General features: G+C 62.1%; 12 protein-coding genes and 2 tRNA genes. 10 read left to right on the top strand and 4 right to left on the bottom strand.

From position 1 onward, the window contains the following. Positions 1-363 precede the first annotated feature (363 nt). The 5 genes from VCJ71_RS03550 to VCJ71_RS03530 all read left to right on the top strand — a co-directional run bounded on the left by VCJ71_RS03550 (position 364) and on the right by VCJ71_RS03530 (position 6926). Positions 364-636, top strand: coding sequence for a metal-sensitive transcriptional regulator (locus VCJ71_RS03550; RefSeq protein WP_324639148.1), 273 nt, complete (start codon positions 364-366; stop codon positions 634-636). Beyond that, entirely contained in the window at positions 633-1238 is a 606-nt protein-coding gene (locus tag VCJ71_RS03545; protein ID WP_324639146.1) for a DUF2231 domain-containing protein, read from the top strand. The genes VCJ71_RS03550 and VCJ71_RS03545 overlap by 4 nt, the downstream gene beginning before the upstream one ends. 51 nt (positions 1239-1289) lie before the next feature. Further along, positions 1290-1727 carry a DUF411 domain-containing protein gene (locus VCJ71_RS03540; protein ID WP_416379155.1) on the top strand — a complete coding sequence of 146 codons (438 nt, stop codon included), beginning with the start codon at positions 1290-1292 and terminating at the stop codon, positions 1725-1727. Continuing rightward, positions 1727-2488: a glutaredoxin family protein gene (locus VCJ71_RS03535; RefSeq protein WP_324639142.1), complete on the top strand. Its 762-nt coding sequence runs from the start codon at positions 1727-1729 to the stop codon at positions 2486-2488. Before VCJ71_RS03540 ends, VCJ71_RS03535 begins: the two co-directional genes overlap by 1 nt. Positions 2489-2753: 265 nt before the next feature. Further along, on the top strand, positions 2754-6926 hold the full coding sequence (locus tag VCJ71_RS03530; protein ID WP_324639140.1) for an Eco57I restriction-modification methylase domain-containing protein: 4173 nt from the start codon (positions 2754-2756) through the stop codon (positions 6924-6926). Positions 6927-6993: 67 nt separating this feature from the next. On the opposite strand, the gene VCJ71_RS03525 is transcribed toward VCJ71_RS03530, so the two are convergent. The 3 genes from VCJ71_RS03525 to VCJ71_RS03515 form a co-directional block, all read right to left on the bottom strand. Then, positions 6994-7521 carry a hypothetical protein gene (locus VCJ71_RS03525; RefSeq protein ID WP_324639138.1) on the bottom strand — a complete coding sequence of 176 codons (528 nt, stop codon included), beginning with the start codon at positions 7519-7521 and terminating at the stop codon, positions 6994-6996. 265 nt (positions 7522-7786) lie between these two features. Next, complete coding sequence (locus tag VCJ71_RS03520; RefSeq protein WP_324639136.1) at positions 7787-8299, bottom strand: hypothetical protein; 513 nt, start codon at positions 8297-8299, stop codon at positions 7787-7789. 363 nt (positions 8300-8662) lie between these two features. After that, positions 8663-8739 (bottom strand) — tRNA-Pro (locus tag VCJ71_RS03515). Between the two features lie 102 nt (positions 8740-8841). Here VCJ71_RS03515 and VCJ71_RS03510 point away from each other — a divergent pair. The 4 genes from VCJ71_RS03510 (at position 8842) to VCJ71_RS03495 (ending at position 13569) form a co-directional block, all read left to right on the top strand. After that, complete coding sequence (locus VCJ71_RS03510; protein ID WP_324639134.1) at positions 8842-9810, top strand: thymidylate synthase; 969 nt, start codon at positions 8842-8844, stop codon at positions 9808-9810. A gap of 96 nt (positions 9811-9906) precedes the next feature. Next, on the top strand, positions 9907-11208 hold the full coding sequence (locus VCJ71_RS03505; protein ID WP_324639133.1) for a 3-methyl-2-oxobutanoate dehydrogenase (2-methylpropanoyl-transferring) subunit alpha: 1302 nt from the start codon (positions 9907-9909) through the stop codon (positions 11206-11208). Further along, positions 11205-12257: an alpha-ketoacid dehydrogenase subunit beta gene (locus tag VCJ71_RS03500; RefSeq protein ID WP_324639132.1), complete on the top strand. Its 1053-nt coding sequence runs from the start codon at positions 11205-11207 to the stop codon at positions 12255-12257. The genes VCJ71_RS03505 and VCJ71_RS03500 overlap by 4 nt, the downstream gene beginning before the upstream one ends. Before the next feature lie 4 nt (positions 12258-12261). Then, positions 12262-13569, top strand: a complete 1308-nt coding sequence (locus tag VCJ71_RS03495; protein ID WP_324639131.1) for a dihydrolipoamide acetyltransferase family protein — start codon at positions 12262-12264, stop codon at positions 13567-13569. 3 nt (positions 13570-13572) lie between these two features. Here VCJ71_RS03495 and VCJ71_RS03490 read toward each other — a convergent pair whose 3' ends face one another. Then, positions 13573-13977 (bottom strand): hypothetical protein, encoded by a 405-nt coding sequence (locus VCJ71_RS03490; protein WP_324639130.1) that lies wholly within the window; start codon positions 13975-13977, stop codon positions 13573-13575. A 199-nt stretch (positions 13978-14176) separates the two neighbouring features. Here VCJ71_RS03490 and VCJ71_RS03485 point away from each other — a divergent pair. Continuing rightward, positions 14177-14253 (top strand) — tRNA-Asp (locus VCJ71_RS03485). Positions 14254-14261 lie beyond the last annotated feature (8 nt).

Below are 14261 nucleotides of genomic sequence, written 5' to 3'. Positions count from 1 at the left end.
AGGGCTTTCGAGCTTATAAGCTGATTGGCCGCAAAGAGCCCATGGTTGGAATTTCGCAGACTTTTTGCGCAGTGTCAGCTCAATGTCCCACTCAGGTCATGAGCTACTCTCGCCCCTCAAACCAATAGCGGAGCGCCCGTGCCCTGTGGTTGGGTAATCTATCAAAGATTCCGCCAGAAAGGCTGCACCAGGGTCGAGCACTTCTGCCGGGTCTAGGACCTCGCGGAATTTGGCGACGGCGAGTGCGGCTGTGCCGCGGATGAGATTTCGGCGGGAGAATGAGACCATGGGGCGAGCTTCCGATTGAACTTCTGCGCATAGCTGAATATACCCCTGCAGGGTATTTCAATCGGACTTTGGACCATGGCAGACGCGAAGACCGCGAAAATCAACCGGCTCAACCGGATCGAAGGGCAGGTGCGCGGTGTGTCGCAGATGATCGAGAACGATCGCTACTGCATCGACATCCTGCACCAGATCCAGGCGATCCGGTCCGCGCTCGGCAAGGTCGAGACGCAGGTATTGAAGGACCACGCCGCATGCTGTGTGGCCGAAGCGATCGCCAGCGGTGATGAGGCCGAGCAGCGCGAAAAATTCGAGGAGCTGGTGACGCTGTTCGAGAAGGCGAAGCGGTGATTGGTTCGATCCGCGGCGCTGCGTTGCTCTTGCTGCTGGTGCTTGGCCAACCACTCTTGGCTCACGGCGAAAAGCGGCACGGCGAGGCTCCTGCTGATGCCGCATCCATATCTGCTTCGAGCACCGGGTCGTCCACCGCACCGAAGGCTCGGGCGGCGGATGAGGCACCTTTGCGGCTTGCCGACGAACATCAAGCCGACCCCGGTTCGATCTGGACCAGCCTTCATCCAGCCACGGTGCATTTCCCGATCGCGCTTCTGCTTGCCGCAGCCCTGGCGGAATTCTTATCGTCCTTTCGCCCATCGACGAGATTGACAAATGCGGTCTCCGTCATGGCTTGGGGTGGTGCCGCAGGCGCAGTCGTCGCGGCGCTGTTCGGGTGGATACATACCGGACTTTGGTTTGCAGGTGATGCGACGATGCAATGGCATCGCTGGACGGGAACGGGGCTCGCTGTGATCGCTCCGGTAGCGGCCATCCTTTCGATACGCGCTAATCGATGGCCATTCCGCATCCTCCTCCTCGCCACGACGCTCGCGCTTTTGGCGCAGGGCTACTGGGGCGGAGAACTGGCGCACGGACCCAATCATCTCGGTTTTTGAAGGAGAATGCTCGTGATTTCCCATCTTCGCACGGCGATCGCTCGCCGCACCATGGCCGGAACGCTGTTCCTCGGCACAGCCCTCACCGCGTGTGCGACGCAAGCTGCAAGCTTCACCATGTATCGCGATGCGAATTGCAGCTGTTGCCTGGCATGGGCAGAGCATGTCGAAGGCAGCGAAAAGCACGATGTGACATCGGTCGATCATCCCGACATGGCGTCGGTGAAGGCCGAGAACGGTGTGCCGGGCGATCTGCAATCGTGCCACACCTCGATCGTCGAAGGCTATGTGATCGAAGGCCATGTGCCCGTCGCCGATGTCGAGCGGCTACTCGCCGAACGTCCGGCAGGCGTGAAGGGCCTCGCCGTCGCGGGGATGCCGATGGGCTCGCCGGGAATGGAGAACGGCAATCACCGTCAGGCGTTCCAGGTCATCGCTTTCGGGCCCGAAGGCCGCAGCTTGTGGGCCAGCTACCCCGCGAGCCACTGATGAGCACGAAGAAAGCCACTGTCTACCGGATGGTCATGCCCAACCACCTGTGCCCCTACGGCCTGAAGACCGTGGACCTGCTGAAGCGCGAAGGCTTCGAGGTTGAGGATCATCACCTGACCACGCGCGAGGAGACCGATGCGTTCAAGGAGAAGCACGGTGTCGAAACCACGCCGCAGACCTTCATCGATGGCAAGCGGATCGGCGGCTACGACGACCTTCGGGAGCATTTTGGAAAATCGCGCAGCCAGCCCAAAGAGGGCGAGACGAGCTACCAGCCGGTCATCGCGATCTTCGGCGTGGCCTTCCTGCTCGGCATGGCGATCAGCTGGTATGTCTTCGACACCATCTTCACGGTCCAGGCGATCGAATGGTTCGTCAGCCTGTCGATGGCCTTGCTGGCGCTCCAAAAGTTGCAGGACGTGCGCAGCTTCTCGACGATGTTCCTGAACTACGATCTGCTGGCACGGCGCTGGGTGCGCTACGGCTTCGTCTATCCTTTTGGAGAAGCGCTTGCCGGGATCCTGATGGTCGCGCACGCCCTGCCGATTATTTCGGTGCCGGTATCGCTATTCATCGGCACGGTCGGCGCGGTCAGCGTGTTCAAGGCGGTCTACATCGACAAGCGCGAACTAAAATGCGCCTGCGTGGGGGGCAATAGCAACGTGCCGCTGGGCTTCGTCTCGCTGACCGAGAACCTGTTCATGATCGGCATGGGCCTCTGGATGGGGGCCAAGGCGCTCGGCTTTATCGCGGTGTGATTAGCGCGAGGAGTCGTGAATATAGATTTCACCCATTCTTATTGGTGCCGGAGGATGGCAGGACTGCGACAAACCTCGCCTGATTGGCAGCATCAGGGTGCGAGTGGGTCATTCTTGGTAGGACTTCCATCTTCTGCGTTATACGCGAACGCAGCCGTGGCTTCGGAGCGTGGGCCGCGACCCCCAAGTCGCCAAGATGTGTATAGCGTCTGCTTTCGCGCCCCTCCGACTTTGTAACATGCGCGAGGACCCGTAGAGCTATCGCATGACCGACGCTGCGCTCTTCACTGCTGGTTCGCTGTTCTCGCAGGATTATCTGCTCGAAGGGATCAAGCGCAGCACCGCCTACACCGAGGTCGATGTCGAAACGGTGCTAGAGAGCTTGGAACGGCTTCTCGACGCTTTCCCGCACGCGACGCGCCCTAACGAGGCAACGACCGAGGGCGACTTCGTGTGGCCCGTTCTAGAGGCTCTGGGGTGGTCTTCGTTGCTCACGCAGCAGAACCTGTCCCCGCGTGGTCGCGACAACGTCCCTGACGGTCTCTTGTTCATCGACGATACGGCCAAGGCGCGTGCGAATGAGCATACCGAGGAATGGAAGCGGTATGAGTTCGGCGCCGCGATTGTCGAAAGCAAGAGGTGGGCGCGACCACTCGATCGCGCCGAAGGCAGGACAGGGGAGCAACGCGAGACGCCATCGACCCAGCTGCTCCGCTATCTGCGGCGCATCGACGATCTGACCAGCGGAACGCTTCGTTGGGGCATCCTCACGAATGGTGCGCGCTGGCGGCTCTACTATGCCGGCGCCCGCTCCACGATCGACGATTACCTAGAGATCGACCTCGCCCGTATCATGGGGCTGGAGGAGGATGTCTTCGACACAGCGGTAGAGGATAAGGAGCGCGAACACTGGCTGCGTGTCTTCGTGGCCATGTTCTCCCGCTCCGCGTTCGAGCGCGAGGCGGCCGACGCTCCGACCTTCCACGACCGTGCCCGCCGGGAAGCGGCCTACTACGAGGAACGGGTCGCCAAGAACCTGTCCGACCTGGTCTTCGCCAAGCTCTACCCCTCGCTCGGCAAAGCGATCGCCGAGAAAGCACCAGCCAAGACCGACATCGACGAAATCAGGAACGCGACACTGATCCTGCTATACCGGCTGCTCTTCATCCTTTACGCCGAGGACCGCGGTCTGCTGCCGGTGAGAGACAGGCGTTACGACGATTATGCCTTGCGTGAGGCTCGCAAGGATGTCGGCGAGCGGAAGGATGCAGGAGACACCTTCTCCACCGTCGCCACGCCGATCTGGGACAGGTTCTCCAGCCTCGCTCTAATGATCGACAAAGGCGATCCCTCGGTCGGTCTGCCGCCTTACAATGGTGGCCTGTTCAGCGCGACGGAGACGCCGCTGCTGAACGCTATCCGCCTATCCGACAGTGTCATGGCCGACGCGCTCGATATCCTCTCTTGGGAGCAGCACGCAGGCGTTCGCCGCTACATCAACTATCGCGACCTGTCGGTGCAGCAGCTGGGCTCGATTTACGAACGCCTGCTGGAGTTCGAGATGAAGCGCGTCGATGGCGCGTTCGAAGTCCTCCCGAACATCTTCGCGCGTAAGGATAGCGGCAGCTACTATACGCCGGACGAACTGGTGCTCCTTATCATCGACGAGACCCTCGCGCCGCTCATCGAAGACGCCTACGCGGGTTATGAAAGAGCCATCGGCGTGCTCGGCAAATCCGACAGCGAAGCGTCGAAGCTCCGTGCCCTGGAGGCAGCAGACCCCGCCAAGGCCATCACTCGCTTGCGCGTGTGCGACCCGGCGATGGGTTCGGGCCATTTTCTGGTCAGCCTGGTGGACCGCCTGACAAACGCCGCGCTTGAAGCGATGGCCAAGGCTGTCGAGATCGCACGCGACGCGGGTGTCGAGGATTACCAGAGTCCCATAGCGACCGAGATCGAAAGCGTGCGCTCGACCATCTGGCACAATGCACAGGCGCAGGACTGGGCGATCGCGGAGGAACAGCTCGACGATCCGCAGCTGGTCAAGCGCATGGTCCTGAAGCGGTGCGTCCACGGCGTGGACAAGAACCCGATGGCGGTCGAACTCGCGAAGGTAGCGCTGTGGCTGCACACCTTTACCGTCGGCGCGCCGCTGTCGTTCATCGACCACCACCTGCATTGCGGGGACAGTCTCTTCGGCTTGTGGGTGATGGATGCCATCGACAAGGCCGGCAAGGCGGGCGAGCTTCTTTACATCGATGACCTGCGCAATGCGGAGCGTCAGGCGGCGGTCATGCAGCGGATCGAAGCGCTGACAGATGCCGAAATCGCCGAGGCGGAGTCGAGCGCCGATATGTGGCGGGGCATGGAATCCCAGATCGGCCCATTCGACAGCTTCGTCAGCTTCATGCACGCGCTTGACTGGTTGAACCTGTCGCGCGACGACAAGCCGCTGATTACCCAGTGGCTGGACGGTGGGTTCGGCGACCCCTTGCCGATTGCGCGCGGTCGCAAGGAGCCCGAGGCACTGCGTGCGAAGCCGCAGGAAACCGAGCGCTTCCATGCGATCTGGCGCGAGGCACGCGATTTGATCGAGGAAGAGCGCTTCTTCAACTGGCAGATCGCTTTTCCCGGCGTCTGGAAGAACTGGCAGAGCAGAAGCCGCGAGGGCGGGTTCGACGCCCTGATTGGTAACCCCCCGTGGGATCGTTTGAAGCTCCAGCAGGTCGAGTGGTTCGCAGCGCGCAAGCCCGAGATCGCTCATGCTCAGCGCGCTTCTGATCGCAAGGAGATGATCGCTGCGATCAAGGATGCGAACGATCCGCTGCACGCCGATTTTGAAAAGGCGGATCAACGAGCAGCTGCTGCTATGCGCATGGCCCGCTTTAATGGGAACAAGCGCGTGCCAAATCCCGACCAGCCGGGCAAGATGATGAAAGCTCCGTCCGAGCACTACCCGCTGATGAGCAAGGGCGACATCAACCTCTACAGTCTATTCGTGGAACGCGCGCATGCGCTCGTGCAACCCCGTGGTATGGTCGGCCTGCTGACCCCGAGCGGGATCGCCGGGGACCTGTCATCGTCGGAGTTCTTTCGCGGCCTGTCTACCGGCGGGCATATCAAATCGCTCTACGACTTTGAGAACAACCGCAATCGATACGATAATGGTCCGTTCTTCCCTGATGTGCATCGCAGTTTCAAATTTGCCGCAATGACCGCTAGCCCGCAGCGCCAGTTCGATGGAACCATGTGCGGCTTCTTCCTTCATGCTGTGAGGGAAAAGGACAATCCCGACAACGCTTTCCCCGTCACCGCCGAGGACTTTGCACGGGTAAATCCCAATACCGGCACCGCGCCCGTCTTCCGCACCCGGCGCGACATGAAGATCACCACCGGTGTCTATGCGCGCTGCCCCGTTCTGGTTGACCGTTCCGGTGCCGAGGAAGTCCGCAGCTGGCCCGTGCGCTATACCACCGTGTTCCACATGACCAACGACAGCCACCTGTTCCGCAACCGCGCCGAGCTGGAGAACGAGATGGGCGCGTGGTCTATCGGCGGTAACCGCTTTCAAAACGCCAATGGGGAATGGGTGCCGCTCTACGTGGGACGCATGATCCATCAGTTCGACCATCGTGCGGCCTCGGTGAAGGTGAACGACTCCAATCTGCACAACGCCGCGTTGTCGGGGGAAGTGACGGCGGAGATGAAGGCTGATCCGGCTTTCCTGCCGACGCCGCAATATTGGGTGCCGAGAGCCGAAGCATTCACATCGCCGCAAGACGACTATGTGATCGCATTTCGAGATATTGCGCGTCCCACCGATATTCGCACCTTCATCGCGGCCGCATGTCCGGCAGTAGGCTTCGGCAACAAGGCGCCGTTGCTGCTCGGCCGGGAGGAGGCATTTGATGCCGAGGCGTATGCGCTGCTGCTTGGCAATTTGAATTGCGTGGCCTTCGACTACGTGACCCGCTCAAAGGTGCAAGGCACGAGCGTGAACTGGTTCATCGTCGAACAGCTCCCGGTGATTCCACCGGCCGCCTACTCGCGAACTTTCGGCCCCAAGACCGCCGCAGAGATCGTGCGTGAGGCCGTGCTTGAGCTTACCTACACCGCGCATGACATGGCCGCCTTCGCCCGCGACCTGGTCCATGTCGATGAAAAGGGCGAGGTCCTGCCGCCTTTCAAGTGGGACGAGGAACGCCGCCTGCACCTTCGCGCCAAGCTCGATGCACTCTACTTCATCCTCTACGGCATCTACGATCCCGACAACGTAGCGAGCAGCCGTGACGACATCCGCTATATCTACTCGACCTTCCCGATCGTCGAGCGGCAGGAGCGCCGGGATTGGGATGATCGATACCTGAGCCGCGACCTGGCGCTTGCCTGGATCAATGCGCTGATGGCAGGCCAGCCGGACGCGGAGGTTTCGGCATAGTGGCCTCGAAGCGGCTTGCCGCGAAACGGAACCCCATTTCACAGCAAGCCCCTGCTTCTCGATGAGCCTAGTCCTTCGGTTGCCAGCCGTTTTCGCCGAACTCGGCGAGGCCCGCAGGACCGAATTCGAGAAGGACCTCAAGGCCGAGCTTTGCATCCCCGACAAGATCGGCAGCTCCGTCGGCTATGCGGAACAGGCGAGTATCGCGTCCTGAGCGATGGATGCTGGTCCACCATAGTGCGGCTGCAACATCGCTGGATGGCGCGACAACATGATGCACGTCGCCGGTGGGTTCATCGATGCGAAACAGCTGGAGCCGTAGCGCCGGCACAGCGTGCGCTACCCAACCAACGGCCGCATTGAAGCTGGCGAAGCCAGGAGGCGCGGTTTCAAGGAGAGCGTCCAGCCCTTTCCGGCGCTGTGGAGGTAATGTGTCGTCGACGCGCTCGATGGAGAGGACGCGGCCATCGCGATCCAACTCGTCCGCTTGGGCAGCAACGATCTCCTCGGCGCGGTCTGCACTCGGTGCGACCACGAAGCCGGTAACACGCCGTCCCGCGCGGGAGACGGCAATCTGAAATAACTCGAAACGCATGTGCAATACCTGTGCTGTTGGTGATGCTCTATGCGTAGCTGCGCACCGCGATGGATGCGGGCGGGCAATGCGGTGGCGATGAGGGACATGCGCGGAGTTCAAAAGTTTAGCGGCTAAACCGTGCGAGTTTCGGTCTGGCGGCCGCATACGCTCAGGTTGCGGATCATCCGGTGTATGGCAAAACCCACCAAGACGGGTTCAATTGAAGACCCCACCGCACGGTTACCGTAGATCCCACGATCCCGTGAACTTTTTAGCAACAAAACTAAACCCACGTGCGCTCGTGAGCGATGTCCGTCCAGAACATCGCCGCAGCTTGCGTCATCACGCGAGACATCACAAGGCGGCGCTCATCCAAGCGAGGGTCATGTCGCAGTGTGAACTTGAAGAGGTAGTTCGGATACGCCACTCGCACCTGCTCGAACAACTTCGCCTTGGTTGCTCTCGGTGTCTTGCCTCGTCCACGAACATTGTGCCCCGCTGCCCTCAAGAGCGCTTCCTCAATGCGCCCGTTCTCAGCGCTATCATGTGTCGCGATCGCTCCATGGATATGCAGATAGGTCTGCGCTCCAGTCTTCGCGCTATGCCCCTCGATGACGAAGAAGTATTCCCGGCCCGTTCCTACTTCACGGGAAATATGTTTGCGAACCCTTTCACTCAGGCGGCTCAGCACTGAGCCCGAGAGGACCAGCTCCGTCTCCAGCTCAGGATGGAGGTTGATGTTGAACGTCAAGAGGTCCCACTCATGTGAGACGATGGTTGCCATCAGCACCTTCATCCATTGGGAGAGATCCTTCCATTGTGGCATGGGCCTCCCGTTATCCTGGTAGACCATGGGGAAGGGGGAGACGTTCATCCTGGCTGGAAGGGTCTGCTTCCCATAGAATACTGATAGCGGCTCGATCGGCTCTGCAAAACGGTGATGCAGGCGCTCGCTCTCTGATACCAAGAGCCGCAGTTTCGCGAAGATTTTCCGGTCTCGGAGGAGTCGTCGCGCTTCTCGAGCTCGGCGCTTTCGATGTCCGCTTTTTCGATGGGGTAATGTGGCCATGAGGGTTCGCGATCAGTGTAACATCATGGTGTCACATGACGATCGGATCGCCAACAGGTATCATCTTGAATTATCAGCATAAACGCAAAATGGTCGGGGAGAGAGGATTCGAACCTCCGGCCCCTGCCTCCCGAAGACAGTGCTCTACCAGGCTGAGCTACTCCCCGACCGGATGCGTTGCGAAGGCGGACCCCCGCGAGGCAGAGGCGGCCCTATAGGGGGGAGCGTGCGGGGTGGCAAGCGCACTTTTCGCCGCTATGGGTCATGGCATGGTCACACTGGCATCCGCGCCCGATTCACCCCCCGGCACTTCGGCCGACGCACATTACGAATCGCCGTATCTCCAGCTGATGCGGCACGTGTGGGAGAAGGGTGACGAGCGGCGCGACCGGACGGGTGTGGGCACACGGTCGGTCTTCGGCGCGACGCTTCGCTTCTCGCTCGCCGATGGACGGATGCCGCTGATCACGACCAAGCGGGTTTACTGGAAAACCGCGACGCGCGAGCTGCTGTGGTTCCTGACGGGCAACACCAATATCCGGCCATTGGTGCTGCAGGGCGTGGGCATCTGGAACGAGTGGCCGCATGCCAATTATCTCAGGGCCACGGGCGACGATATCGCGCTCGACACCTTCGTGGCCCGGATTGCGCAGGACGAGGATTTCGCCGCGCGTTGGGGCGATCTCGGCCCGGTGTACGGCAAGCAATGGGTCGACTGGCCGACTTACGAGCCTGCGGGCGAGGGCACGTTCCGCGCCGGTCCGGGCATCAACCAGGTGGCCCAGGTCGTGGAAAGCCTGCGGCACAATCCGGGTAGCCGCCGGCACATCATCGAAGGATGGAACGTCGCCGAGCTCGACCGGATGGCGCTGCCGCCGTGCCACAAGACCTACCAGTTCCACGTCGCCGGCGACCGGCTGAATTGCGCGCTTTACCAGCGCAGCTGCGACGTCGCGCTGGGGTTGCCGTTCAACCTGTGGTCGGCGGCGTTGCTGACCGCGATGATGGCGCAGCAGACGGGCCTGAAGCCCGGCGAGCTGGTTTGGATGGGCGGCGACACGCATCTTTACCTGAACCACGCGGGCCTTGTGGAAACCCAGCTCGCGCGGGAACCGCAGGGCGAGCCGCGCCTTGAAATCACGCGCACGCCGCCGTCGATCTTCGATTACACGATCGAGGATTTCGCGGTCACGGGCTATGCTCCGCATCCGCCGATCAAGGCGCCTGTAGCGGTGTAACTGGACTCGCGGCGCGAAATAAAATAACGCGCGCGGACAAGATTGATACCGAGCGCCGGCGCGGTTTTCGCCGGGCGCCCGACAGGGGAGAGAGCCATGGGCGACCAGCCCGAAAACGGCCAGAAGATCGGCGACAACAGGCCGTCGCTGAAGCTTCATGTGCCGGAGCCGAAATTCCGTCCCGGCGACACGGTGGATTATTCGCACCTCGCCGTGACCAAGCCAGGCGAGCAGCCCCGGCCCGACGAGGCCTGCGCCCCGGTCGAGACCAATCCGCTGACCGTCGATCTGGTCCGCGTCCTGGGCGACGACGACAAGGCGCATGGTCCGTGGGACCCGCGCCTCAGTCCTGACCAGCTGCGCGCGATCCTGTCCGACATGGCGCTGGTGCGCGCGTTCGACGAGCGGATGTATCGCGGCCAGCGGCAGGGCAAGACCAGCTTCTACATGAAATGCACGGGCGAAGAGGCGACAAGCGTCGCCGCCGCCCATGCGCTGGCGAGCGACGACATGGTCTTCCCGAGCTATCGCCAGCAGGGCATCCTGATCGCGCGCGGCTATCCGCTGACGGAGATGATCAACCAGATCTATTCCAACCGCGCCGACAAGCTGAAGGGCCGCCAGCTGCCGATCATGTATTCGAGCCGGGAGCACAGCTTCTTCTCGATCAGCGGCAACCTTGCGACCCAGCTGCCGCAAGCGACCGGTTTCGCGATGGCGAGCGCGATCAAGGGCGACAGCCGGATCGCCGCGACGTGGGTGGGCGAGGGCTCGACCGCGGAAGGCGATTTCCATTCCGCGCTCACCTTCGCCGCCGTCTACAACGCGCCGGTCATTTTCAACGTGATCAACAACCAGTGGGCCATCTCCAGCTTCAGCGGGTTCGCCGGGGCGGAGCGCACGACTTTTGCCGCCCGCGCGGTGGGCTACGGTATCGCCGGTCTGCGGGTGGACGGTAACGATGTGCTGGCGGTCTACGCCGCGCAGCGCTGGGCGGCCGAGCGCGCGCGGACCAACAACGGCCCGACATTGATCGAGTATTTCACCTACCGCGCGGAAGGCCACTCCACCTCCGACGATCCCAGCGCCTATCGTAGTGCTGCGGAGCGGGAGGAATGGCCGCTCGGCGATCCCGTAAACCGGCTGAAGAAGCACCTGATCGCCCTCGGCGAATGGGACGAGGCGCGGCACGAGGCGCTCGATGCCGAATGCGTCGACCGGGTGAAGAAAGCGACCAAGGAAGCCGAGAAGAACGGCATTCTCGGCCACGGCCTTCACCATCCCTTCCGCACCATGTTCGAGGACGTGTACGAAGAACTGCCGTGGCACCTCAAGGAACAAGCCGAGCAGGCGGTGCACGAGCGGGAAGTGAAGTTCCCCGGAGGGCTGCCGAAATGAGCGCGGACGTGAAAACCGAAACGGCCGAAGCGGGCGAGCGTCGCTTCAACATGATCGAGGCGATCAATGACGCGCTCGATATCATGCTGGAGCGCGATCCCGATACGATTATCATGGGCGAAGACGTCGGCTATTTCGGCGGGGTGTTCCGGGCGACCGCGGGCTTGCAGGAAAAATACGGCAAGACGCGTGTGTTTGACACACCGATATCCGAATGCGGCATCATCGGGGTTGCTGTGGGCATGGGCGCCTATGGCCTGCGCCCGATCCCCGAAATCCAGTTCGCCGACTATATCTACCCCGGCCTCGACCAGCTGATCAGCGAAGCGGCACGCCTGCGCTATCGATCAGCCGGCGAATATATCGCGCCGATGACGGTGCGCAGCCCCTTCGGCGGCGGGATTTTCGGTGGCCAGACCCACAGCCAGAGTCCCGAGGCGATCTTCAGCCACGTGGCCGGCCTGAAAACGGTGATCCCGTCGACTCCCTACGATGCCAAGGGACTGCTGATCTCGGCCATCGAGGACAACGATCCGGTCATCTTCTTCGAGCCGAAGCGCATCTACAACGGCACGTTCGATGGCTATTACGACAAGCCCGTGTTGCCGTGGAAGAAGCACAAGGATTCCGTGGTGCCGGAGGGATACTACAAGATCCCGCTCGGCAAGGCGCGGATCGTGACCGAAGGCGAGGCGATGACCGTGCTGGCCTACGGCACGATGGTCCATGTGGCGGAAGCCGTGTGCCGCGAAAGAGGCGTCGATGCCGAAGTGATCGACCTGCGCAGCATCGTGCCGGTCGATATCGAGACGATCGAGGCATCCGTGCGCAAGACGGGGCGCTGCATGATCGTTCACGAGGCGACCCGGACCACAGGCTTCGGTGCCGAACTGTCGGCGCTGGTGCAGGAACGCTGCTTCTATCACCTGGAGGCGCCGATCGAGCGCGTCACCGGCTTCGACACACCCTATCCGCACAGCCTGGAATGGGCGTATTTCCCCGGTCCCGTCCGCATCGGCGAGGCGATCGACCGGCTGCTGAAAGAGTAATCCTATGGCACGCTATACCTTCAACCTGCCCGACATCGGTGAAGGCATCGCCGAAGCGGAAATCGTCGCCTGGCACGTCAAGGTCGGCGACATGGTCGAGGAAGACGACCAGCTGGCCGACATGATGACCGATAAGGCGACCGTGGAAATGGAAGCGCCGGTTTCGGGCAAGGTGCTGGAAGTCGCCGGCGAGGTCGGCGACACGATTTCCATCGGATCCATGCTGGTCGTGCTGGAAATCGAAGGCGATCCCGACGAGGTCGACGATAGCTCGCAGGAAGCCGCGGCGCCGGCCCCCAAGGCCGAGACGGTGGAAGAGCGTATCGAGGTCGAAACTTCGGACGCGAGCGATGCCGACGATGCGATGGCTGCCGATCCGGCTCCTCCTGCAAAGGCGGAACCGACACCCGCTCCCACGCCCGCGCCAGTTCCCAAGCAGGAAGCCAAGGTCCTGGCTTCCCCTGCCGTGCGCAAGCGCGCGGAGGACCTCGGCATCGACCTGACGCAGGTTAAGCCTGCGGATGGCGGCCGCATCCGTCACGGCGATCTCGACCAGTTCATCGCGTACGACAGCGGCGGGATCGAGGCGCCGGGCAAGCGGCGCGCGTCGGAAGAGGTGAAGGTCATCGGCCTGCGCAAGCGGATCGCCCAGAACATGGCTGCGGCCAAGCGCAACATCCCGCATTTCTCCTATGTGGAAGAAGTGGACGTGACCGAGCTCGAGCACTTGCGCGCGCAATTGAACGACCAGCGTGGCGACCGGCCCAAGCTGACCATGCTGCCGCTGCTGATCACCGCGATCACGAAGACTTTGCCCGACTATCCGATGATTAACGCGACCTATGACGACGAAGCCGGCGTGGTCACTCGCCATGGCTCCGTCCAGCTCGGTATGGCTGCGCAGACCGACAGCGGCCTGATGGTGCCGGTCATCCGCAATGCGGAAAGCAAGAACCTGTGGCAGCTCGCGCGCGAGATCCTGCGCCTTGCCGAAGGCGCGCGTGACGGGAAGCTGAAAAGCGAGGAACTGTCCGGCTCGACGCTCACCGTCACGTCGCTCGGCCCGCTCGGCGGTGTGGCGACAACGCCGGTCATCAATCGTCCGGAGGTCGCGATCATCGGTCCGAACCGCATCATCGAACGCCCGATGTATGTGAAGGGCACGGACGGTGTGGAACGGATCGAGAAGCGCAAGCTGATGAATATTTCGATCAGCTGCGATCACCGCGTGGTGGACGGTTATGACGCGGCGAGCTTCGTGCAGGACCTCAAGCGGCTGATCGAAGGCCCGGCCCGCATCCTCGCCGGGTGAGGCTTATCGCACGGTGGCGCGGTAGCTTAGCTGGCCGCGCCCGCGTGCGGCGTCGCCGGCATTTATGGTCCAGCGCAGGTGTGTGATCCGGCCGGCAACATTGTCCGGCCCGCGGAAGGTCGCACCGCCGTCCGTCGAGACGGAAACCTGTCCACTCGCGCGATCGAAGCGCAGGCCGGCGGGCAGGGCGCTCGTCACTGAAAAGCTTTCCAGGCTGGCGGATTCGGCGCGCCAGCGCACGATCGTGACGATGGTCTCGCCGGGGCGGAAACTGTCTGCGGCAGCCAGGCTGCGCGCACCGCCGTCGACCTTTTCGACGAAGACGGCGCTGTCGAGCGATATGGAGCTGGCACTGACCGGTCCCGTAAACATCGTCAGCATGGCCATGACGGCGAGCAATTTGCGCATGTAATTCCCCTGCGGCACACGTTTTGCGTGTGCACGAACCCCGGCACGAGCCATGACGGGAAGGGGCAAAAATATGGTTAACGGCAGGGTGGAATCCGCGGTTCGCAAATGGTTCGAATTTTCCGCAAGAAGGTCAGTTGACAGCCCCGCGCCGCTGGCCTAGTGGCGCGTCTCCCAAGAGGCGCTACAGCGCAAATGCGCGGGTGTAGCTCAGTTGGTTAGAGTATCGGCCTGTCACGCCGAGGGTCGCGGGTTCGAGTCCCGTCACTCGCGCCACTTGGGAC

The organism is Pseudoblastomonas aquimaris (assembly GCF_035481675.1).
Classification (GTDB): Bacteria; Pseudomonadota; Alphaproteobacteria; order Sphingomonadales; family Sphingomonadaceae; genus Alteriqipengyuania_B.
This window is presented reverse-complemented; position numbering and strand designations above follow the sequence as displayed.